At 59.5% G+C, this 22592-nt stretch carries 13 protein-coding genes and 1 pseudogene; 8 read left to right on the top strand and 6 right to left on the bottom strand.

Annotated features, from left to right (window positions below; all coding sequences use genetic code 11):
• Positions 1–62: 62 nt before the first annotated feature.
• From HU743_RS19310 to HU743_RS19295, 4 genes are all read left to right on the top strand, one after another.
• Positions 63–3170: an efflux RND transporter permease subunit gene (locus HU743_RS19310; RefSeq protein WP_186552189.1), complete on the top strand. Its 3108-nt coding sequence runs from the start codon at positions 63–65 to the stop codon at positions 3168–3170.
• Positions 3167–4636, top strand: a complete 1470-nt coding sequence (locus tag HU743_RS19305) for an efflux transporter outer membrane subunit (protein ID WP_186650580.1) — start codon at positions 3167–3169, stop codon at positions 4634–4636. The genes HU743_RS19310 and HU743_RS19305 overlap by 4 nt, the downstream gene beginning before the upstream one ends.
• A 399-nt stretch (positions 4637–5035) precedes the next feature.
• Complete coding sequence (locus tag HU743_RS19300; protein WP_186650578.1) at positions 5036–7117, top strand: EAL domain-containing protein; 2082 nt, start codon at positions 5036–5038, stop codon at positions 7115–7117.
• Between the two features lie 126 nt (positions 7118–7243).
• Positions 7244–7990: an SDR family oxidoreductase gene (locus tag HU743_RS19295; RefSeq protein ID WP_186552186.1), complete on the top strand. Its 747-nt coding sequence runs from the start codon at positions 7244–7246 to the stop codon at positions 7988–7990.
• 142 nt (positions 7991–8132) lie between these two features.
• Here the strand turns inward: HU743_RS19295 and HU743_RS19290 are convergent.
• The 5 genes and pseudogenes from HU743_RS19290 to HU743_RS19270 all read right to left on the bottom strand — a co-directional run.
• Positions 8133–8294 (bottom strand): annotated as a pseudogene (locus HU743_RS19290) (PLP-dependent aminotransferase family protein); the annotation flags it as partial.
• A gap of 138 nt (positions 8295–8432) precedes the next feature.
• On the bottom strand, positions 8433–10223 hold the full coding sequence (locus HU743_RS19285) for an AAA family ATPase (RefSeq protein ID WP_186650577.1): 1791 nt from the start codon (positions 10221–10223) through the stop codon (positions 8433–8435).
• Positions 10224–10335: 112 nt separating this feature from the next.
• The gene (gene mapR, locus HU743_RS19280) at positions 10336–11745 is read right to left on the bottom strand and encodes a GntR family transcriptional regulator MpaR (RefSeq protein WP_186650575.1); all 1410 of its coding nucleotides are present in this window, start codon (positions 11743–11745) and stop codon (positions 10336–10338) included.
• 134 nt (positions 11746–11879) lie between these two features.
• Entirely contained in the window at positions 11880–13310 is a 1431-nt protein-coding gene (gene ccoG / locus HU743_RS19275) for a cytochrome c oxidase accessory protein CcoG (protein ID WP_186650573.1), read from the bottom strand.
• Positions 13311–13505: 195 nt separating this feature from the next.
• On the bottom strand, positions 13506–13754 hold the full coding sequence (locus tag HU743_RS19270) for a DUF3203 family protein (RefSeq protein ID WP_186650571.1): 249 nt from the start codon (positions 13752–13754) through the stop codon (positions 13506–13508).
• Between the two features lie 124 nt (positions 13755–13878).
• On the opposite strand from HU743_RS19270, the gene HU743_RS19265 reads away from it, so the two are divergent.
• The gene (locus tag HU743_RS19265; protein ID WP_186552181.1) at positions 13879–14391 is read left to right on the top strand and encodes an MgtC/SapB family protein; all 513 of its coding nucleotides are present in this window, start codon (positions 13879–13881) and stop codon (positions 14389–14391) included.
• Positions 14392–14502: 111 nt separating this feature from the next.
• Here HU743_RS19265 and HU743_RS19260 read toward each other — a convergent pair whose 3' ends face one another.
• Complete coding sequence (locus HU743_RS19260; protein WP_186630428.1) at positions 14503–14661, bottom strand: hypothetical protein; 159 nt, start codon at positions 14659–14661, stop codon at positions 14503–14505.
• A 216-nt stretch (positions 14662–14877) separates the two neighbouring features.
• Between HU743_RS19260 and HU743_RS19255 the strand changes: the two genes are divergently transcribed.
• The 3 genes from HU743_RS19255 (at position 14878) to glgB (ending at position 22516) form a co-directional block, all read left to right on the top strand.
• Complete coding sequence (locus HU743_RS19255) at positions 14878–16875, top strand: alpha-1,4-glucan--maltose-1-phosphate maltosyltransferase (RefSeq protein ID WP_186650569.1); 1998 nt, start codon at positions 14878–14880, stop codon at positions 16873–16875.
• A gap of 65 nt (positions 16876–16940) precedes the next feature.
• Positions 16941–20282, top strand: coding sequence for a maltose alpha-D-glucosyltransferase (treS, locus tag HU743_RS19250; protein WP_186650567.1), 3342 nt, complete (start codon positions 16941–16943; stop codon positions 20280–20282).
• Positions 20283–20284: 2 nt separating this feature from the next.
• A complete protein-coding gene (gene glgB / locus HU743_RS19245; protein ID WP_186650565.1) occupies positions 20285–22516 on the top strand; it encodes a 1,4-alpha-glucan branching protein GlgB in 2232 nt (743 codons plus the stop codon).
• Positions 22517–22592 lie beyond the last annotated feature (76 nt).

Here is a 22592-nt window from a genome sequence, read left to right as displayed (position 1 = left end):
AAGCGGGTTCAGCGCAGGTTTCTAGCTTGCGGCTTGCGGCTTGCGGCTAGTGGTTGCCACTTATGAATCTTTCAGGCCCATTCATCAAGCGCCCGGTCGCGACGATGCTGCTGTCCCTGGCAATCATGCTGCTGGGCGGTGTCAGCTTCGGGCTGCTGCCAGTCTCGCCGCTGCCACAGATGGACTTCCCGGTCATCGTCGTGCAGGCCAGCCTGCCCGGTGCCAGCCCGGAGGTCATGGCCTCGACGGTGGCGACGCCGCTGGAGCGCTCGTTCGGCGCGATTGCCGGTGTCAACACCATGAGCAGTCGCTCCAGTCAGGGTTCGACGCGGGTGATTTTGCAATTCGACCTCGACCGCGACATCAACGGCGCGGCGCGGGAAGTGCAGGCGGCGATCAACGCCTCGCGCAATTTGCTGCCGAGCGGGATGCGCAGCATGCCGACCTATAAAAAGGTCAACCCGTCGCAGGCTCCGATCATGGTGCTGTCGCTAACGTCGGACGTGCTGGAAAAGGGCCAACTGTACGATCTGGCCTCGACCATTCTTTCGCAAAGCCTGTCCCAGGTGCAGGGCGTCGGTGAAGTGCAGATCGGCGGCAGTTCGCTGCCGGCGGTGCGCATCGAACTCGAACCGCAGGCACTCAACCAGTACGGTGTCGCCCTCGATGATGTGCGCAAGACCATCGCCGACGCCAACGTGCGCCGGCCCAAGGGTTCGGTGGAAGACGCGCAGCGGCTGTGGCAGATCCAGGCCAACGACCAACTGGAAAAAGCCAAGGATTACGAATCGCTGATCATCCACTACGCCGACGGCGCCGCGCTGCGCCTCAAAGACGTGGCGAAGGTGAGCGACGGTGTCGAAGACCGCTACAACAGCGGTTTCTTCAACGATGACGCAGCGGTGCTGCTGGTGATCAATCGGCAGGCGGGCGCCAACATCATCGAGACGGTCAACGAGATCAAAGCGCAGTTGCCGGCCCTGCAAGCGGTGCTGCCGGCCAGCGTCAAGCTGAACCTGGCGATGGACCGCTCGCCAGTAATCAAGGCCACATTGCACGAAGCAGAAATGACCCTGCTGATCGCCGTCGTCCTGGTGGTGCTGGTGGTGTTTCTGTTCCTCGGCAATTTCCGCGCCTCGCTGATTCCGACGCTGGCGGTGCCGGTGTCGCTGGTCGGCACCTTTGCGGTGATGTACCTCTACGGTTTTTCGCTGAATAACCTGTCGCTGATGGCGCTGATTCTTGCCACCGGCCTGGTGGTGGACGACGCCATTGTTGTGCTGGAGAACATTTCCCGGCACATCGACGAGGGCGTCAAACCGATGCAGGCCGCGTATCTCGGCGCCAAGGAAGTCGGTTTTACCTTACTGTCAATGAACGTGTCGCTGGTGGCAGTATTTCTGTCGATCCTGTTCATGGGTGGCATTGTCGAAAGTCTGTTCCGCGAGTTCTCCATCACCCTGGCCGCGGCGATTGTCGTGTCGCTGGTGGTGTCCCTGACGTTGACGCCGATGCTCTGCGCCCGTTGGCTCAAGCCACACACGCCGGGGCAGGAAAACCGCCTGCAACGCTGGAGTCGGCGCACCAACGACTGGATGGTCGGCAAATACGCCGTGAGCCTCGACTGGGTCTTGCGCCACCGCCGCCTGACGCTGCTCAGTCTATTGATCACGGTCGGCGTCAACGTCGCGCTGTATGTGGTGGTGCCGAAAACCTTCATGCCCCAGCAGGACACCGGACAGTTGATCGGTTTTGTGCGCGGCGACGACGGTCTGTCGTTCAGCGTCATGCAGCCGAAAATGGAAATTTTCCGCCGCGCCGTGCTCAAGGATGAGGCGGTGGAGAGCGTCGCCGGCTTCATCGGTGGCGGCAACGGCACCAACAACGCCTTCATGATCGTGCGCCTGAAACCGATCAAGGAACGCCAGTTGTCGGCACAGAAAGTCATTGAACGCCTGCGCAAGGAAATGCCCAAGGTACCCGGCGCGCAGTTGATGCTGATGGCCGACCAGGACCTGCAATTTGGCGGCGGGCGCGAGCAGACCTCGTCGCAGTACAGCTACATCCTGCAAAGCGGCGATCTCGGTGAGTTGCGCAAGTGGTACCCGAAAGTGGTCACGGCATTGCGCGCCTTGCCCGAACTGACCGCCATCGATGCCCGCGAAGGCGCGGGGGCACAGCAGGTGACGCTGATTGTCGACCGCGACCAGGCCAAACGCTTGGGCGTGGACATGGACATGGTCACGGCGGTGCTGAACAACGCCTACAGTCAGCGGCAGATTTCGACGATCTACGACAGCCTCAACCAGTATCAGGTGGTGATGGAGGTCAATCCGAAATACGCTCAGGACCCGGTGACACTCAAGCAGGTGCAGGTCATTACCGCTGACGGCGCGCGCGTGCCGTTGTCGACGTTCGCTCATTACGAAAACAGCCTGGAAGACGATCGGGTCAGCCACGAAGGCCAGTTCGCGTCCGAGTCGATTGCCTTCGACATGGCCGAAGGCGTGACGGTGGAGCAGGGCAGTGCCGCCATCGAGCGGGCAATTGCCAAGGTCGGGCTGCCGGAAGATGTCATTGCGAAAATGGCCGGTACGGCTGATGCCTTCGCCGCGACGCAGAAGAGCCAGCCGTTCATGATCCTCGGCGCGCTGCTCGCGGTGTACCTTGTGCTCGGCGTGCTGTACGAAAGCTACATCCACCCACTGACCATTCTGTCGACGCTGCCGTCGGCCGGGGTCGGCGCGTTGCTGTCGATCTATGCGCTGGGTGGCGAATTCAGCCTGATTTCCCTGCTCGGGCTGTTCCTGCTGATCGGCGTGGTGAAGAAAAACGCCATTCTGATGATCGACCTCGCGCTGCAACTGGAGCGCCATCAGGGCCTGTCGCCGCTGGAGTCGATCCGCAGCGCATGCCTGCAACGTTTGCGGCCGATCCTGATGACCACGCTGGCGGCGATCCTCGGCGCCTTGCCGCTGCTGCTCGGCCGGGCCGAGGGCGCGGAAATGCGCCAGCCGCTGGGGCTGACCATCATTGGCGGTCTGGTCTTCAGCCAGGTCCTGACCCTTTACACCACACCTGTGGTTTACCTCTATCTCGACAAGCTGCGCCATCGCTTCAACCATTGGCGTGGCGTGCGCACTGACGCCGCTCTGGAAACTCCGCTATGACTGACCGTTCGCTTTTCAACCTGGCCACTGTTCGCGGTTCGCGGCTGTTGAGCCTGTCGCTGTGCGTGGCGATGCTCAGTGCCTGTGCTGTCGGTCCCGATTACCAGCGTCCGCAGACCGCTGAAATCGCTCAGTACAAGGAAGCCGAAAGCTGGCGCCAGGCCAACCCGAGCGATTCGCTGGCCCGCGGGGCCTGGTGGGAGTTGTACGGCGATCAGCAGCTCAATGCTTTGATCGAGAAACTCAACAGATCCAACCAGACGGTGGCGCAGTCCGAAGCCCAGTATCGTCAGGCTCAGGCGTTGGTGCGCAGCGCACGCGGGGCGTTCTATCCCAGTGTCGACCTGAGCCTGGGCAAGACCCGCTCCAGTCAGGGCACCGGCAGCAGCAGTTCGAGCCTGAGCAGTTCTTCCAGCGGGATTCGTGACACCTACAACGCGCAACTGGGCGTGAGTTGGGAGGCCGATGTATGGGGTAAGCTGCGCCGAGGCCTGGAGGCGGACGAAGCCAGTGCCCAGGCGAGCTTTGCGGACCTGGCGGCCATGCGCCTGAGCCAACAGTCGGAACTGGTGCAGAACTACCTGCAACTGCGTGTGATCGATCAGCAGAAACGGTTGCTCGAGGCCACCGTTGCCGCTTACGAACGCTCGCTGAGAATGACCGAGAACCAATACCGCGCCGGGGTTTCCGGGCGTGACGCGGTGGCACAGGCGCAGACCCAGTTAAAAAGTACTCAGGCCGATCTGGTCGACCTGATCTGGCAGCGCGCGCAATTTGAAAACGCTATCGCCGTGCTGACCGGCGAAGCGCCGGCGAACTTCAGCATTGCCGAAAGCCAGACCATCCCGAACTTGCCGCAAGTGCCGCTGAGCCTGCCTTCGCAGTTGCTTGAACGGCGTCCGGACATTGCCTCTGCCGAGCGCTCGGTGATCGCCGCCAACGCCAACATCGGCGTGGCGAAAGCCGCCTATTATCCGGATCTGACCCTGAGTCTGAGCGGGGGCTACAGCAGCAGTACATCGAACAACCTGATCAGCCTGCCGAACCGTTTCTGGTCGGTTGGCCCGCAGCTGTCGTTGCCGCTGTTCGACGGCGGCATTCGTTCGGCCGAGGTTGATCGCACTGAAGCGGCCTACGACCAGACCGTCGCCAAATACCGCCAGACCGTACTCGACGGTTTCCGCGAAGTGGAAAACTATCTGGTGCAGCTGAAGGTGTATGCCGACGAAGCGGCCGTGCGCCAGGAAGCGCTGGATGCCGCGCGCGATTCCCTGCGCCTGACGGAGAACCAGTACAAGGCCGGACTGATTGCCTACATCGATGTAGTGGTGGTGCAGGCGACGGCGTTGAACAACGAGCGCAGTGTCTTGAACATTCTGCAAAACCGCCTGATTGCCAGCGTGCAACTGATCGCCGCGCTGGGCGGTGGCTGGGACGGCCAACTGGATGTCAGCGACAAGCGCTGAGCCTTGTGGGAGTGAGCCTGCTCACGAAAGCAGTGGGTCAGGCAACCACGATGGTGGCTGTACTGGCGTCATCGCGAGCAGGCTCGCTCCTACATGGGATTTGTGCCTGGCGCGGAAATTCGGGTAACGCAGGCCACTGTAGGAGTGAGCCTGCTCGCGATAGCGGTTAGTCATTCAGCACATTATCAACTGACCCGCCGCCTTCGCGAGCAGGCTCGCTCCCACAAAGTGGCTTAAAGTCCATTCCTGAGCCTTGTAGGACGATCGAACAAGCGTTTCATCGGCCTGATGGCAAAATGATTACTTTGTCAGTGCGTTCTTCCGCGCAATCAGTACAATCGCCGGATTTTCCTGACCGAGAATGGATGCAATACGGTCTTGGTCGGCACGAGAATCCCCATGCTCATCGGCAGCTACTCCTTCACCCTGGTTTTCATTTCGCTGTGCGTGGCGATTCTCGCCTCCTACACGGCGCTCGACCTGACCGGGCGCATCGCTACCGCCAAGGGCCGCGCCGTGCATTTCTGGACGGCGGGCGGGGCGTTGGCGATGGGGGTGGGCGTCTGGTCGATGCACTTTATCGGCATGCTCGCCTTCAAGTTGCCGATCGATCTGGGTTACGACATCGCCCTCACGGCGCTGTCGCTGCTGATCGCCGTGCTGTCCTGCGGATTCGCCTTGTGGCTGGTCAGCCAGCCAAAACTGCCGCTGCTGCAACTGGCCTTCGGTGCGTTGATCATGGGCGCGGGCATCAGCGCCATGCATTACACCGGTATGGCGGCGCTGCGCATGACCCCCGGCATCGACTATGACCCGACGTTATTCAGCGCCTCGTTGCTGATTGCCGTGGGTGCTTCGGCGGCCGCGTTGTGGATCGCCTTTCGCCTGCGCCAGCATTCGCCCTATGTACGCCTGATCCGCGCCGGCGCGGCGGTGATCATGGGCATTGCCATCGTCGGCATGCACTACACCGGCATGGCGGCGGCACAGTTTCCCGATGGCAGTTTCTGCGGCGCGACGGTCAATGGCCTGAAAGGCAACGGGCTCGACAGTCTGGTGTTGGTCACCACGCTGGCGGTGTTGTCGATCGCCTTGCTCACGTCGATCCTCGATGCTCGCCTCGAAGCACGCACCGCTGATCTGGCGCACTCGCTGACGGTGGCCAACCGCGAACTCACGCAACTGGCCCTGCACGACACCCTCACCGGCCTGCCCAACCGCATGCTGCTCGACGACCGCATCAGTCAGGCGATCAACAAGGTTCACGAGCAGGGCGGTTGTTTCGCCTTGATGTTCATCGATCTGGACGGTTTCAAGCCGGTCAACGATGCCTTCGGCCACCACATGGGCGACCAACTGCTGCGCGAGGTCGGTGTGCGCCTGCGCGAGGATCTGCGCAGCCAGGACACGCTGGCGCGGATCGGCGGCGATGAATTCGTCCTGCTGGTGCGCCTCACCGAGCCCGACGATGCCGTGAGTCTGGCGGCGCGTCAGGTCGGCTTGATTGCCCAGGCGTTCCGTGTTGCTGAACATGACTTGCAGATTTCTGCCAGTGTCGGCATCGCCCTGTATCCGGGCAACGGCCAGAGCGCGCAAGAGCTGCTGATGAACGCCGATGCGGCGATGTACCACGCCAAGGGCGGCGGCAAGAACGGCTACAGCTTTTTCGACGCCTCGATGAATAACAATGCCCGCAAGCAATTGCAGTTGGTGCAGGATCTGCGCGCGGCGCTGGAACACAATCAGTTCAGCCTGCATTACCAGCCCAAGTTTGACGCCGCCAATGGTCGCGCGGTCGGCGCCGAAGCGTTGCTGCGCTGGGAGCATCCCGTCCACGGCTTGCTGATGCCCGACACGTTTATCGATCTGGCAGAGAAAACCGGTTTGATCATCCCGATGGGCGAGTGGGTGCTCAACGAAGCGTGTCGGCAGATGCGCGAGTGGTACGTGCTCGGCTACACCGATTGGCGCATTGCGGTAAACCTCTCGGCGTTGCAGTTTTGTAATGCCGGACTGGTGCGCAGCGTTGCCAAGGCGCTGCGCACGCACCACCTGCCGGCGAACAGCCTGACCCTGGAGATCACCGAAACCACCGCCATGAGCGATGCCGATGCGAGCATGACGGTGTTGCAGGAACTGTCGGACATGGGCGTCGACCTGTCGATTGACGACTTCGGCACCGGTTATTCCAGCCTGATGTACCTCAAGCGCCTGCCGGCCAATGAGCTGAAGATCGACCGCGGTTTCGTTCGCGATCTGGAGCACGACAGTGATGATGCGGCGATCGTTTCGGCGATTGTCGCGCTCGGCCAGGCGCTGGGGTTGCGCATCGTTGCCGAAGGCGTCGAAACCGGTGTGCAGCAGGATTTCCTGACCAGACTGGGCTGTGATTCGTTACAGGGCTACCTGCTTGGGCATCCGCTGCCGGCTGAGCGCTTCTTGCAGGACATCGTGCGCGGGGAGCGCTTGGCGGTGGTCTGACAGACCCTGTGGCAGCGTGCCTGCTCGCGAAGGCGTCCGGACAGGCGCCACAGACTCCATGCAAAACCTGCCAATGGCAGTTATTCTTGCCCCGACTGTTACGTGTGCACGTGGGGGAAAGCCAGCATGGATAAAGTCATTGTCATCACCGGTGGCGGGCGCGGGATTGGCGCAGCTACGGCGCTGTTGGCTGCCGAACAAGGCTATCGGATCTGCATCAATTACCAGTCCGATGAACAGGCCGCGCACGCCGTGCTGGAACAGGTTCGTGCCTTGGGCGCCCAGGCCATCGCAGTGCGCGCCGACGTCAGCATCGAAGACGAAGTGGTTGCGATGTTTCACCGCGTCGACAGCGAACTGGGCCGCGTCACCGCACTGGTGAACAACGCGGGCACCGTCGCGCACAAATCGCGGGTCGACGAAATGTCCGAGTTCCGCATTCTCAAAATCATGAAAACCAACGTCCTGGCACCGATCCTCTGCGCCAAGCACGCGATCCTGCGCATGTCGCCCAAACATGGTGGGCAGGGTGGCAGCATCGTCAACGTTTCATCGGTGGCAGCACGCCTGGGCTCGCCAAACGAATACGTCGACTACGCCGCCTCCAAAGGCGCGCTCGATACCTTCACCATCGGCCTGTCCAAGGAAGTAGCCGGCGAGGGGATTCGCGTCAACGCGGTGCGTCCGGGCTACATCTACACCGACTTCCACGCGCTGAGCGGCGATCCGGACCGGGTCAGCAAGCTCGAATCGGCGATCCCCATGGCGCGGGGCGGACGCCCGGATGAAGTGGCGGAGGCGATTGTCTGGTTGCTGTCGGACAAGGCGTCGTATGCAACGGGGACGTTTGTTGATTTGGGGGGTGGGCGTTAGACCGCTGAATGTGCTTCGTTAGCGCCGGCCCCTTCGCGAGCAAGCCCGCTCCCACATTCGACCCGGTTCCTTCAGATGGAATCCGGTTAAATGTGGGAGCGGGCTTGCTCGCGAAGGGGCCAGTGCGGCCAACATCAAACCATCAAAACGACCGCACAATCCGCCCCAGCGTCTCCATGGCCTTTTCCGAATCCTCGGTCCACGGGCTGCCGTAGTTCAACCGAATGCAGTTCCTGAAGCGCTGGGTCGGCGAGAAGATCGGCCCCGGGGCGATGCTGATGCCTTGCGCCAGCGCCATTTGAAACCGGAACGTCTTTGGGTTTTGGAGGGGCGGTAGCTCTACAACGCTGACGCTAATACGCGGCAGCAACTATAAAATAAGTCTATTCTTTCGGCGCATGCCGTCTTGCTAGTCGCCTTGAAGCGGACGCAAAGTCCTCACTCATATTTCCTTAATGTGATTTGATTTATAGATCATATTTAATATCTCGCTGATTCTTTTTTCGAGATCGAGCACATCCATGTCCGCTTTCTTTAAGGTGATGGCATGAGCGATTTTGACTTTATCTACTTTGTGTTGAATTTGTTTATCTTGCTTCTCAAAAGGTAACACGTGATCGAATTGTCCCGTAGCCACCTGCTTTGAGAAAGAGCTGTAAGCCTTGCTGAGCGCTGTTTCCATTTTTGGTTGGGGGATGTAGTTTTCTATTTCTCGACCAGCGGTGATCCAGCAAATCCCGCCATGGTTTTTAACTTCGGCTTTAATGCGGAGTTTCGTTTTGTTTATTGGGTCGATGCTGCTGGCCTTGTCGCTATCAATTACAAAGGCAAGGTTTTGGTTCAATCTGTGAACTGCGATGAGAGCCTTTACGCTATCATCAATATCGTCATCACTATCACTGTGTAGGTGACTAAGTAGACGGCCACCATAGAACATAATTGAATAGTGCACTCCTTCGATGAGCTTGTTGTCTTTCGCGGCTATCCAGCGATTGAGATATAGACGATCTGATGGGCCTTCTACCCATAATATGCAATTTGTTTGAAGCAGATCCGAAGGCTTGTATCCAAGGTCCTGAAGCAGGCCGTGTTTCGATGAGTTGCAGTTTGCTTTGGCTATTTTTGTTGTGCCGTCAATATTTGTCACATGGAATATCGCTGCGTCCGGGGTGTCGATGATTGAAGCTGAATGTGTGGCTATAAAATACTGGTTCGACGTTTCCGTTTGCAGGTAATTGATCAGGCGCCTCTGCAAGGCAGGGTGAAGATGAATTTCTGGTTCTTCGATACAAAGGATTTGGTGTTCCAGAAGTGTGCAAAATGTAGCGAGCATCACGACCTCATGAATTCCTGTTCCGAGAGCGGCCAATGGGAAAGCTCGATCATCTATGTGGACTAATATTTCACTTCGATCATGAGGTATTTCAATTTTTGCATCATTTTTTCCAAGAACGCTTCTCAGAAAGTTATTTATCTTATCAAATTCGTGATGTCGATTTTTTCCATGTTTTGCTGGGTTCTGTAGCTGAGCTATTTTTTCAATCAGTCCTTTGCCCGAGTAATCATCAAACTCTGCTCCGCTCGGTGATACTTGGCGAATCGCTGGAATGATGTTTGCTTTGGGAAGATTAATTTTTGATCTTGAGAATAGCCTTTGAATAATAAAGGAGAACTGATGCTCGCGGAGTTGAGCTTGGCTACCACCAAAATGTCCGGTGATAAACCCTAAGGTTTCACTGTGTTTTTGGATGTGTTGAATGTCGCCGAGGGAAATTTCTATGTCTGTGAACAGGTTTTGAGTTTTTGGTATTGTGGTTCCTTTTAACCAAATGAGCTGTTCGTCAGCTACTAGTTTTTCTGTGATGACATTGATGATCTCCATTGTGGCAGTATCTTGTGATAAGGCAGGGTTTTCAATCACTGCTTCAATAAATTGGGTCTTTGTTATTCCTAAGTTTGACTTGATTGCTGTTGGGTTGCAGTCTATGTTTAACTCGTTTCCAACCGAATTGAACGAAATGTCTGGGCTGCTTCCGTAGTTTATCTTGGTGAAAGAATGAACGTGTCGGGAGATGAAATCCAGAATCGTTGATTTTCCAGAGTTATTAGCTCCTATGAAAAAATTGAAACGTTGGAAAGGAGCGATCGTTTGCAGTTCTTCTCCTAAGCCCTTGAATCCCGACAGTTGGAGCCCCTTAAGGTAAATATTGTCTGTCTTGATTTCCGATCGCATCCTGCTTTCCATCTTTAGATATAAGGGAGCTCAACACATGAGTGATTGAGATGATGGCTATATGGTATCGGCCAGCGCAGGTCTGTGCTAGCTAGAGCTTTAAGAGAAACCATCAAAACGACCGCACAATCCGCCCCAGCGTCTCCATGGCCTGTTCCGAATCCTCGGTCCACGGGCTGCCATAGTTCAAACGAATGCAGTTCCTGAAGCGCTGGGTCGGCGAGAAGATCGGCCCAGGGGCAATGCTGATGCCTTGCGCCAGCGCCATCTGAAACAACTTCAGCGAGTCCATCTGCTCCGGTAATTCCAGCCACAAAAAGTAGCCGCCGGCCGGTTGGCTGACCCGGGTCTGTGCCGGAAAATAACGGGCAATCGCTGCGAGCATCGCGCTTTGCTGTTCTTCAAGGGCGTAGCGCAGTTTGCGCAGGTGGCGGTCGTAGCCGCCGTGTTGCAGGTAGTCGGCAATCGCCGCTTGCGCCGGCATAGAGGCGCATAGCGAGGTCATCAGTTTCAGCCGCTCGATTTTCTGCGCGTAGCGCCCGGCGGCGACCCAGCCGATGCGGTAGCCGGGGGCGAGGCTTTTGGCGAACGAGCCGCAATGCATCACCAGGCCCTCCGTGTCGAACGCCTTGGCCGGTTTTGGCGCCTGCTGACCGTAATAGAGTTCGGCGTAGACGTCGTCTTCGATCAGCGGCACCTGATGCTGGCGCAGCAGTTCGACCAGTTCCTGCTTCTTCGCCTCGGGCATGGTTGCGCCCATCGGATTCTGGAAACTGGTCATGCACCAGCACGCCTTGATCGGGTGCCGCGCTAGGGTTTGCGCGAGGACGCCGAGGTCGATGCCGTCGCGCGGGTGCACGGGGATTTCCACGGCTTTGAGCTTTAGGCGCTCAAGCACTTGCAGGCTGGCATAAAACGCCGGGGCTTCGATGGCCACCAGATCGCCCGGCTCGGTCACTGCTTGCAGGCACAGGTTCAGCGCTTCGAGGGCGCCGTTGGTGATCAGCAATTCTTCCATCGGCAACATCAGGCCGCCGACCATGTAGCGCAGGGCGATTTGCCGACGCAACTGCGGGTTGCCCGGCGACATGTCGGTGACGACCATGCGCGGGTCCATTTCCCGGGCGGCGCTGGCCAATGAGCGTGACAGGCGCTGCAACGGGAACAAACCCGGACTTGGGAACGCCGAGCCGAAAGGCACGGTGCTCGGGTACTTGATTGAGTCGAGTACCGAGAACACCAACTCGCTGACGTCGACTTCGGTGGATTCGTTGACCTGGCTGCTGATCACCGGCTCGGAAAACGGGCTCGGCGCATGGGTGTTGACGAAGTACCCGGAGCGCGGCCGCGCGCGGATCAGCCCGCGCCGTTCCAACAGGTAATAAGCCTGAAACACCGTCGACGGGCTGACGCCGTAGGTCTGGCTGGCATAGCGCACCGAGGGTACCCGCTGGCCGGGACCGAGTACGCCGGAGCGGATCAGTTCTGCGATGTCGTCGGCGAATTTTTCGTAGCGTTTCATGGTGGATCCGGATGGGTGCTTATTAGGGGAATCGCGGCGGCTTCATTCGCGAGCAGGCTCGCTCCCACAAGGGAACGTGGTCAATGGTGCGAGCGAGCCTGCTAGCGAATGAAAGCACTGCAGTCTATGGGCAATCAGCGATTCATCGGCGCAACAAATCGGCTCTTCGCCACGCTGTAAACCTGCGGCTCGTCAGTGTCTTCAATCCTGAAATTCAATGTCTGCGAGCTGCTGGCCGGCCGCTCGGTAGTCATCGCCACCGATACCGGCACGTCGACAATCTCCCCCGGCGCCAAGCTCAGTGCCGTTTTGCCCTGCAATTCGAACCCATCGCCATCAAGCAGACTCAACCGGTACTCCTGCCGCTGCTGAGTCTTGTTGATCACCTTGAGCGAATAGATATTCTCGATCCGCCCCTGAGCATTCTCGCGAAACAATCCGCGATCCTTGGTCACATCCAGCGACACCATTGGCCGCTCGACCAGTGCCAGCGCCAAGGCGCCGATCATCACCAGCAGCAGCGCCGTGTAGCCAATCAGGCGCGGGCGCAGCAGATGCGTCTTGCCGCCCTGCAATTCGCGTTCGGAACTGTAGCGGATCAAGCCGCGCGGGTAATGCATTTTGTCCATGATCGAGTCGCAGGCATCGATGCACGCCGCGCAACCGATGCACTCCATCTGCAAACCGTTGCGTATGTCGATACCGGTCGGGCAGACCTGCACGCACAGTTGGCAATCGATGCAATCGCCCAGGCCTGCGTCTTGCGGCTTGACGTCACGTTTGCGTGGGCCACGGCTTTCGCCCCGGGCGACGTCGTAGGCGATGGTCAGGGTGTCCTTGTCGAACATCACACTCTGAAACCGCGCATACGGGCACATGTGCATGCACACCGCTTCGCGCAGCCAGCCGGCATTGATGTAGGTGGCGGCGGTGAAAAACAGCACCCAGAACAGGCTGACGCCACCGATCTGCAAGGTCAGCAGTTCTTCGGCCAGCGGCCGGATCGGGGTGAAGTAGCCGACAAAGGTCAGCCCGGTCAGCACACTGATCGCCAGCCACAGGGTGTGCTTGGCGGCGCGCCGGGCCAGCTTGTTCAGGCCCCACGGTGCCGCTTGCAGTTTGATCCGCTGGTTGCGTTCGCCTTCGGTGATTTTCTCGCACCACATGAAAATCCATGTCCAGGAACTTTGCGGGCAGGTGTACCCGCACCAGACCCGCCCGGCGAACACGGTGATGGCGAACAGGCCGAACGCGGCAATGATCAGCAGGGCCGACAGCAGAATGAAATCCTGCGGCCAGAACGTCGCGCCGAAGATGTGGAATTTGCTTTGCGAGAGGTCCCACAGCACCGCCTGACGACCGCCCCAGTTCAGCCACACCGTCCCGAAAAACAGCACGAACAACAGTCCCGCGCCGCTCATGCGCAGGGTGCGGAACAGACCGGTGAAACTGCGGGTCTGGATCGGCTGGTCACTGGGCCTTGCCGTCGCCTTCATCGGGCGTGCGGGCACGCTTTTTATCGTTGGCGGCGCTTCTACGGTTCGGACGGGGATTTGTTCGCTCATGGTCGTTTGCTCATCAGCCTCCATCAGGCCGAGGCACTATGAGCGCCGATCTGTTTGCATAACAGACTCAGGTCTGGCAATAAAAAGCGGATCAGATGAGGTTTTGCGTAACGCCTGCGACAACTTGAAGCAACTTGCCGAATGAGGCGCAAACGGCTAACGCAGGCGCTTGCGCGGGGTGTTGATCAGGGTCAGTCAAATCACCGAATCACCCGTGTCTGCTTTCAGGTGTTCACGACCGTCCCTGGCTCCGGCGACGATCAAGGCGTCGGCTTCTGCTTCGGTGATGTAGACCCGTTTGCCTTCTATCTCCACGAACGACATGGCTTTTTCGCTATCGGTCATGACTTCCAGCGTGTCGCAGATGCGAATTTCTTCGCCATGTTCGACGGTGAAAAAACAGACTTTCTGCTCGGGGTTGGATTCATCGATTCGAACGGGCATCGCGGCAGTCCTTTTTTCCATTGAGGTCTGCACATTAGGAAGCGAAGCGCGTGGATCGTTCGGCGCAACCGACTAATGGTCGACGTTGTCCATCCTTTATCAAGCCAATAACAAGGACTGCACGATGGAAGACTGGTGGGATGAAGTGTGGAAAACCCTGGAAGCCGAATTTGCCGACATCGGCGACACCGCGCAAATGACCCGCATTACCGTGCGTTTGCTGATGGCGGCGATTCTTGGCGGCATTCTCGGTTTCGAGCGTGAACACAAAGGCAAGGCAGCAGGTGTGCGCACGCACATGCTGGTGGCGTTGGGTGCTGCACTGTTCGTACTGGTGCCGCAGACATCGGGTGCAGAATCCGATGCCATGAGCAGGGTATTGCAGGGTGTGATCGCCGGGATCGGTTTTCTCGGCGCGGGCACAATCCTGAAAAATCAGCAGGGCGACGAATCCCATGTCAAAGGCCTGACCACGGCCGCCGGGTTATGGATGACAGCGGCAATCGGTGTGGCAGTGGGGCTGGGCAAGGAAGCGACAGCGCTACTGAGCACCATCCTGGCGCTGGCGATTTTCAGTGTGATGCCGTATGTGGTTCGGATGTTCGAAAAAGATGTCGACAAGAACGACCACCTCTAGCTCCCGGATGCCTGATCGTTCCCACGCTCTGCGTTCGGCTTTGAGTGGGACGCGGAGCGTCCCGGGCTGCATACCCACGCGGAGCGTGGGAACGATCAGTTGGGCGCAGGCTTAGACGATTACCGGCGGCATTGTCGTTGGTGGTTCTTCCTTGGGGGGCGGTGTGGTGCCGGGCGGTTCCTGTTCCGGCACCGGTGGTGGTTCGGTCTCGGGCAACGTCGGTTTGTCGATGTTGGGATCGGGCGTTTCCGCCGGGATCGGAATGTTCATCTGATGACCTCCGTATGGCACATGGCGTGAGAAGTGCTTAAGTGGATTGACCGTCTCGCGGTGAATTCGATCCGCGTTGCGCCCCGGCAATTTCGTCTGAACTTTTCCCCGAGCCGGTTGCTCGGAAGCTAAGTGAGTTGATCACGGGGCCGGCGCTTCGTGGCGAATACTGATCCGGCACAAGAGCGTCCTTGGGGCGTTAAGGAGAGATGCTCAATGACTGCTGAAACATCTTCAGAACTGAACTACAACCCGCATTTGCCGTTGGCCCAGGCGTTGCTGCTGCCGCGCATCGTCATCGAAAACACCATGCCGACCCTGGAGGGCGGCCAGTTCGCCGCCAAATCGATTGCCGGGCGCGAGATCGTCGTCACCAGCAAGGTTTTTGCCGACGGCCACGACAAGCTCGCGGTGCGCATCCGCTGGCGCGCCGAAGGTGATGAGAGCTGGCACAGCGAGGTCATGAGCGATCAAGGCAATAATGGCTGGCTGGGCCGCTTCCGCCCCGAGCATCAGGGACGGTATGTCTACTGCATCGAAGCGTGGATCGATCATTTCGCCAGTTTTCAGTATGAGCTGGAGAAAAAACACAGCGCCGCCGTGCCGGTGTCGCTGGAGTTGCAGGAAGGCCGCACCATGGTGCTCCAGGCCGCCGAGCGCAGCGAAGGACAACTCAGCGAACAACTTCACGCGCTGCACCACGAATTGTCCGGCTTGCTCGAAACCGAGCAGGTCGCGCTGTTTCTGCACTCGCGCAGTGCGCAGTTGATGGCCGAGGCCGACCTGCGTGCGTACCTGAGTGTCAGCCCGCAATATCCCATGGATGTCGAACGTGAACTCGCCGAGTTCGCCAGTTGGTATGAGCTGTTTCCGCGCTCGATCACCGACGATCCGCGCCGCCACGGTACTTTCAACGATGTCCATTCGCGTCTGCCGATGATTCAGGACATGGGCTTCGACGTGCTGTATTTCACCCCGATCCATCCGATCGGTCGCGCCCACCGCAAGGGGCGCAACAATTCTCTGACCGCCGGCCCGGACGATCCCGGCAGCCCGTATGCGATCGGCAGCGAGGAGGGCGGTCACGAGGCGATTCACTCGCAACTCGGCACCCGCGAAGACTTCCGCCGACTGGTCGCCGCTGCCGCCGATCATGGTCTGGAGATCGCCCTCGATTTCGCCATCCAGTGTTCCCAGGACCACCCGTGGCTCAAACAGCATCCGGGCTGGTTCAACTGGCGCCCGGACGGCACGATCAAATACGCCGAGAACCCGCCGAAGAAATACCAGGACATCGTCAACGTCGACTTCTATGCGCCGGACGCGATTCCGAGCCTGTGGGTGGAGTTGCGTGACATTGTCATCGGCTGGGTCAAAGAGGGCGTGAAGATCTTTCGCGTCGACAATCCGCACACCAAACCGCTGCCGTTCTGGCAGTGGCTGATTGCCGATGTGCGCGCGCTGTACCCGGAAGTGATCTTCCTGGCTGAAGCCTTCACCACGCCGGCGATGATGGCGCGGCTGGGTAAGGTCGGTTATTCGCAGAGCTACACCTATTTCACCTGGCGCAACACCAAGGCTGAACTGGCCACGTACTTCACCGAGCTGAACCAGTCGCCGTGGCGCGAGTGCTACCGGCCGAACTTTTTCGTGAATACCCCGGACATCAACCCGGCATTCCTGCACGACTCCGGGCGCCCCGGTTTCTTGATCCGCGCCGCGCTGGCGACCATGGGCTCAGGCTTGTGGGGCATGTATTCGGGGTTCGAGCTGTGCGAATCGGCGCCGGTCCCGGGCAAGGAGGAATACCTCGATTCGGAGAAGTACGAAATCCGCGTCCGCGATTTCACGGCGCCCGGCAACATCATTGCCGAAATCGCTCAGCTCAACCGCATCCGCCGCCAGAACCCGGCGCTGCACAGCCATCTGGGCCTGAAGATCTATAACGCCTGGAACGACAACATCCTGTATTTCGGCAAACGCAGCGCTGACGGCAGCAACTTCATTCTGGTGGCGGTCAGCCTCGATCCGCATAACGTCCAGGAAGCGAATTTCGAATTGCCGCTGTGGGAAATGGGCCTGCCGGACGATGCCACAACCCACGGCGAGGACTTGATGAACGGCCACCGCTGGGACTGGTATGGCAAATACCAGTTCATGCGCATCGACCCGGCGTATCAGCCGTTCGGGATTTGGCGAATCACTGCTTCGTAAGGTACTGCGTCGCTCCCTCGCCACAGGAGACTGCTGTGGCATCCAGAATTTTTCAGGAGTTTCACATGGCGAAGAAACCCAAGGCAGCTGCCTTCATCAAAGACCCGCTCTGGTACAAGGATGCGGTGATCTATCAGGTTCACGTCAAATCGTTTTTCGACTCCAACAACGACGGTATCGGCGATTTTCCCGGGCTGATCGCCAAGCTCGATTACATCGCCGACCTGGGCGTCAACACCATCTGGCTGTTGCCGTTCTATCCTTCGCCGCGCCGTGACGATGGCTACGACATTGCCGAATACCGTGGGGTGCACAGCGATTACGGGACCATGGCCGACGCCAAGCGTTTCATCGCCGAAGCCCACAAGCGCGGTTTGCGGGTGATCACTGAGTTGGTCATCAACCACACCTCTGATCAGCACCCGTGGTTCCAGCGCGCGCGCAAAGCCAAGCCGGGTTCGGCGGCGCGGGATTTTTACGTGTGGTCCGATGACGATCAGAAATACGACGGCACGCGGATCATTTTTCTCGACACGGAAAAATCCAACTGGACCTGGGACCCCGTCGCCGGCCAGTACTTCTGGCATCGTTTCTACTCGCACCAGCCGGACTTGAACTTTGATAACCCGCAGGTGATGAAAGCGGTGCTGTCGGTGATGCGTTACTGGCTGGACATGGGCATCGATGGCCTGCGCCTGGACGCGATCCCGTACCTGATCGAACGCGATGGCACCAACAACGAAAACCTCCCCGAAACCCATGACGTACTCAAGCAGATTCGCGCCGAAATCGACGCCAACTATCCCGATCGCATGTTGCTGGCCGAGGCCAATCAGTGGCCGGAGGACACCCAGCTGTATTTCGGAGACACCGACGCTGCCGGGGTGAATGGCGATGAGTGCCACATGGCCTTTCACTTCCCGCTGATGCCGCGCATGTACATGGCGCTGGCTCAGGAGGATCGCTTCCCGATCACTGACATTTTGCGTCAGACCCCGGAAATCCCTGCGAACTGCCAATGGGCGATTTTCCTGCGCAACCACGATGAATTGACCTTGGAAATGGTCACCGACCGCGAGCGCGACTACCTGTGGAATTACTACGCGGCTGACCGTCGCGCACGAATCAACCTGGGTATTCGCCGTCGTCTCGCGCCGTTGATGGAGCGTGATCGCCGTCGCATCGAACTGCTCAACAGTCTGCTGCTGTCGATGCCCGGCACGCCGACCCTATATTACGGTGACGAAATCGGCATGGGCGATAACATCTACCTCGGCGACCGTGACGGCGTGCGCACGCCGATGCAGTGGTCGATCGACCGCAATGGCGGTTTCTCCCGCGCCGATCCGGCCAGCCTGGTGCTGCCGCCGATCATGGACCCGTTGTACGGCTATCAGTCGGTCAACGTCGAGACCCAGTCCGGCGATCCACATTCGCTGCTGAACTGGACGCGGCGCCTGCTGGCCGTGCGCAAGCAGTCAAAAGCCTTCGGCCGTGGCACGTTGAAAATGCTCTCGCCGACCAACCGCCGCGTGCTGGCTTACACCCGCGAATACACCGACGCCGACGGCAAGCATGAAATCATCCTGTGCGTGGCCAACGTCTCGCGCAGTGCGCAGGCCGTGGAACTGGACCTGTCGGCTTACGTCGGCATGGTGCCGGTGGAAATGCTCGGCGGTAACGCGTTTCCGCCGATCGGCCAGTTGAATTTCCTGCTGACCTTGGCGCCGTACGGCTTCTACTGGTTCGCCCTTGCAGCGGAAAACCAGATGCCGAGCTGGCACGTGGAACCGGCGCAGAGCCTGCCGGACTTCACCACGCTGGTGCTGAAAAAACGCATGGAAGAACTGCTCGAAGCGCCGTCGCGCACGACGCTGGAGCAAAACATCCTGCCGAGCTGGCTGCAGAACCGTCGCTGGTTCGCCGGCAAGGACGCGGCCATCGAGAAGGTCAATCTGGCCTACGGCGTGCGCTTCGGCGACGCGCAGCATCCGGTGCTGCTCAGCGAGATCGACGTCACCAGCGCGGGCCAGACCAGCCGCTATCAGCTGCCGTTCGGCTTCATTGCCGAAGATCACGTCGGCCCACCGTTGCCGCAGCAATTGGCGCTGTCGCGCGTGCGCCGTGTGCGTCAGGTCGGCTTGATCACCGATGCGTTCAGCCTGGAAACCTTCGTCCGCGCTGTGCTGCAAGGCATGCAGAACAACACCGTGCTGGCATCGAGCGAGGGTGAAATCCGCTTCGAACAGACCCCGCACCTGGAAAAACTCGGCCTCGGCGCCGAGCCGGACGTGCGTTACCTGTCCGCCGAGCAATCGAACAGCTCAGTGGTGATCGGCAACAGCCTGGTGCTTAAGCTGATACGTAAAGTCGCTTCTGGCGTACACCCGGAACTGGAGATGAGCGCTTACCTGACCGAGGCCGGATTTGCCAATATCTCTCCGTTGCTGGGTTCGGTGATTCGCCGCGATGCGCAGGGGCAGGACAACCTGTTGATGATCGCTCAGGGTTATCTGAGTAATCAGGGCGACGCCTGGGAGTGGACACAGAACAACCTTGAACGGGCGCTGCGCGATGAGCTGGCCGACGCCGTCTCGGAACAGGAGCAGCATTACAACGCCTTGGGCGAGTTGAAGGATTTTGCCGGCATGCTCGGGCAGCGTCTGGGCGAGATGCATCAGATGCTCGCCGCGCCAACCGACAATGCCGACTTTGCTGCGCAAGTGTCTTCAGGCAAAGACATGCAAGCCACTGGCAAGGATGTTACTGCGCAGGTCGAGCACGCCTTGAAATTGCTCAAGGAGCATCAGGGCGAACTGAACGCAGCGGACCAGAAACTGGTCAAGCGTCTGCTCGACGAGAAGAAAACCATCCTCGCCCATGTGCAGGATCTGGCGAAAAAAGCCACCGGCGGTTTGCGCATTCGTGTGCATGGCGACTTGCATTTGGGCCAGGTGCTGGTGATCAAGGGCGATGCCTATCTGATCGACTTCGAGGGCGAACCGGCGCGGCCGTTGAGTGAGCGTCGTGGCAAGCACAGCCCGTACAAGGATGTCAGCGGTGTGCTGCGTTCCTTCGATTACGCGGCGGCGATGACCATCAACGTGCACAACGTCGACAACAGCCCTGAAGCCGAAGCGGCGCGCAAACGGGTCGCTGAGCGCTATCTGCGAGAAGCCCGCGAGGCATTTGTGCAGGCATATCGCGAGGCGGCAGCTAGTCTTGAACATGCCTGGCAAGACCCTGAAGGCGCCGACGCTGCGCTGGCGTTGTTCGGCCTGGAAAAAGCGGCCTATGAAGTGGCCTATGAGGCGGAGAACCGCCCGACGTGGCTGCCCGTGCCATTGCACGGTTTGTATGGATTATTGACAGGGCTTAAACCCTTTTCCGATCTTGGTGGAGAGTAGTCATGAGTTTCTCGAACAAGGAACAGGGTGTGGTCAAACAAACATTGTTGCCCTCGGCACGTGATATCGACGCGTTGGTGCGGGCAGAACATCAGGACCCGTTTTCGATTCTTGGCCCCCACGGCGATGGCGTCGGCGGGGAGTACATCCGTGCCTACCTGCCCGGTGCGCTGAGCGTTGTCGTGCTGGACAAGGACAGCGGTGAAGAACGCGGGCCGCTGCAGATGACCGAAACGCCGGGATTGTTTGTCGGCCATTTCGATCAGGCACGGCCGTATCTGTTGCGCACGCGCTGGGCGGGCGGCGAACAGGTTACGGAAGATCCCTACAGCTTCGGTCAGTTGCTCGGCGAGATGGACTTGTACCTGTTTGCCGAGGGCAATCACCGCGATCTCAGCGCTTGTCTCGGCGCCCAGCTGAAAACCGTCGATGGCGTCGACGGGGTGCGCTTTGCGGTCTGGGCGCCGAATGCCCGGCGGGTGTCGGTGGTCGGCGATTTCAACGTCTGGGACGGGCGCCGGCATCCGATGCGTCTGCGCCATCCGTCCGGGGTCTGGGAGCTGTTCATTCCGCGCCTGCAAGCCGGCGAGCTGTACAAATACGAAATCCTTGGCGCCCACGGCATTCTGCCGCTCAAGGCCGACCCGATGGCGCTGGCCACCAGCCTACCACCGGACACCGCCTCGAAAGTCGCGTCGCCCTTGCAGATCGACTGGCAGGATCAGGACTGGATGAGTGCGCGCCAGGATCGGCACCAGCATTCAAAGCCATTGTCGATCTACGAGCTGCACGCCGGTTCCTGGCAGTGCGAGCTGGACGACCTGGGCGAAGTCGCGCGCCAGTACACCTGGCCGGAACTGGCCGAAAGGCTGATTCCCTACGTCAAGGAGCTGGGGTTCACCCACATCGAACTGATGCCGATCATGGAACACCCGTTCGGCGGCTCCTGGGGTTATCAGTTGCTCTCGCAGTTCGCCCCGAGCGCGCGTTACGGCACGCCGGAGCAATTCGCTGCGTTCGTCAATGCCTGCCACCAGGCGGACATTGGCGTGATCCTCGACTGGGTGCCGGCGCATTTCCCTACCGATACCCACGGTCTGGCGCAGTTCGACGGCACCGCCCTGTACGAATACGGCAATCCGCTGGAGGGTTTCCATCAGGATTGGGACACGCTGATCTACAACCTCGGCCGTACCGAAGTGCACGGCTACATGCTGGCGTCCGCGCTGCACTGGCTCAAGCATTTCCACGTCGATGGCCTGCGCGTCGACGCGGTGGCCTCGATGCTCTATCGCGACTATTCACGCAAGGCCGGTGAGTGGGTGCCGAACCGCCATGGCGGACGCGAGAACCTTGAAGCCATCGACTTCCTGCGGCATTTGAACGACGTGGTCGCGCTGGAGGCGCCGGGCGCACTGGTGATTGCCGAGGAGTCGACCGCCTGGCCGGGCGTCAGCCAAAGCACGCAGCAGGGCGGACTGGGCTTTGCCTATAAATGGAACATGGGCTGGATGCACGATTCGCTGCATTACATTCAGCAGGACCCGGTATACCGCGCGCACCACCACAACGAACTGAGTTTCGGTCTGGTCTACGCCTGGTCCGAGCGTTTCATCCTGCCGATTTCCCATGATGAAGTGGTGCACGGCAAGCACTCGCTGATCGACAAGATGCCCGGCGATCGCTGGCAGAAGTTCGCCAACCTGCGCGCCTACCTGAGTTTCATGTGGACTCATCCGGGCAAGAAGCTCCTGTTCATGGGCTGCGAGTTCGGCCAGTGGCGTGAGTGGAACCACGATCAGCAACTGGACTGGTACCTGCTGCAGTATTCCGAGCACAAGGGCGTGCAGAAACTGGTTGGCGATCTCAACCGCCTGTACCGCGAAGAGCCGGCCCTGCACGATCAGGACGACGCGCCTCAAGGCTTCCAGTGGTTGATTGGCGATGATGCGATCAACAGCGTTTATGCGTGGCTGCGCTGGAGCAAGGACGGTGCGCCAGTGCTGGTGGTCGCCAACTTCACGCCCGTGCCGCGTCAGGGCTACCGGGTGGGCGTGCCGTTTGCCGGACGCTGGGCAGAGTTGCTCAACAGCGATGCCGACATTTATGCCGGCTCCAATTACGGCAACGGCGGCGGGGCGCTTGCCGAAGAAGTGCCGAGCCATGGCCAGGCCTTGTCGCTGGAGCTGAATCTGCCGCCGTTGGCGGTGTTGATCCTTAAGCCGCAGGGCTGATCCGAAACCGCGTCGCTGCCATCGCGAGCAGGCTCACTCCTACAATTTGGAATGCGTTCACCTGTAGGAGTGAGCC

The sequence above is a fragment of the Pseudomonas sp. SWRI99 genome (assembly GCF_014270125.1).
GTDB classification, from domain to species: domain Bacteria; phylum Pseudomonadota; class Gammaproteobacteria; order Pseudomonadales; family Pseudomonadaceae; genus Aquipseudomonas; species Aquipseudomonas hamedanensis.
Note: the sequence above shows the minus strand (reverse complement) of the source record. Positions and strands in the feature narration are given on the sequence as shown.

Coding starts and splice junctions, on each gene's coding strand:
- HU743_RS19285 (WP_186650577.1), bottom strand. CDS start 10,223: ATGCGATCGGAAATCAAGACAGACAATATTTACCTTAAGGGGCTCCAA.
- treS (WP_186650567.1), top strand. CDS start 16,941: ATGGCGAAGAAACCCAAGGCAGCTGCCTTCATCAAAGACCCGCTCTGG.
- HU743_RS19295 (WP_186552186.1), top strand. CDS start 7,244: ATGGATAAAGTCATTGTCATCACCGGTGGCGGGCGCGGGATTGGCGCA.
- HU743_RS19260 (WP_186630428.1), bottom strand. CDS start 14,661: ATGAACATTCCGATCCCGGCGGAAACGCCCGATCCCAACATCGACAAA.
- HU743_RS19265 (WP_186552181.1), top strand. CDS start 13,879: ATGGAAGACTGGTGGGATGAAGTGTGGAAAACCCTGGAAGCCGAATTT.
- HU743_RS19310 (WP_186552189.1), top strand. CDS start 63: ATGAATCTTTCAGGCCCATTCATCAAGCGCCCGGTCGCGACGATGCTG.
- glgB (WP_186650565.1), top strand. CDS start 20,285: ATGAGTTTCTCGAACAAGGAACAGGGTGTGGTCAAACAAACATTGTTG.
- HU743_RS19305 (WP_186650580.1), top strand. CDS start 3,167: ATGACTGACCGTTCGCTTTTCAACCTGGCCACTGTTCGCGGTTCGCGG.
- HU743_RS19270 (WP_186650571.1), bottom strand. CDS start 13,754: ATGCCCGTTCGAATCGATGAATCCAACCCCGAGCAGAAAGTCTGTTTT.
- HU743_RS19255 (WP_186650569.1), top strand. CDS start 14,878: ATGACTGCTGAAACATCTTCAGAACTGAACTACAACCCGCATTTGCCG.
- HU743_RS19300 (WP_186650578.1), top strand. CDS start 5,036: ATGCTCATCGGCAGCTACTCCTTCACCCTGGTTTTCATTTCGCTGTGC.
- mapR (WP_186650575.1), bottom strand. CDS start 11,745: ATGAAACGCTACGAAAAATTCGCCGACGACATCGCAGAACTGATCCGC.
- ccoG (WP_186650573.1), bottom strand. CDS start 13,310: ATGAGCGAACAAATCCCCGTCCGAACCGTAGAAGCGCCGCCAACGATA.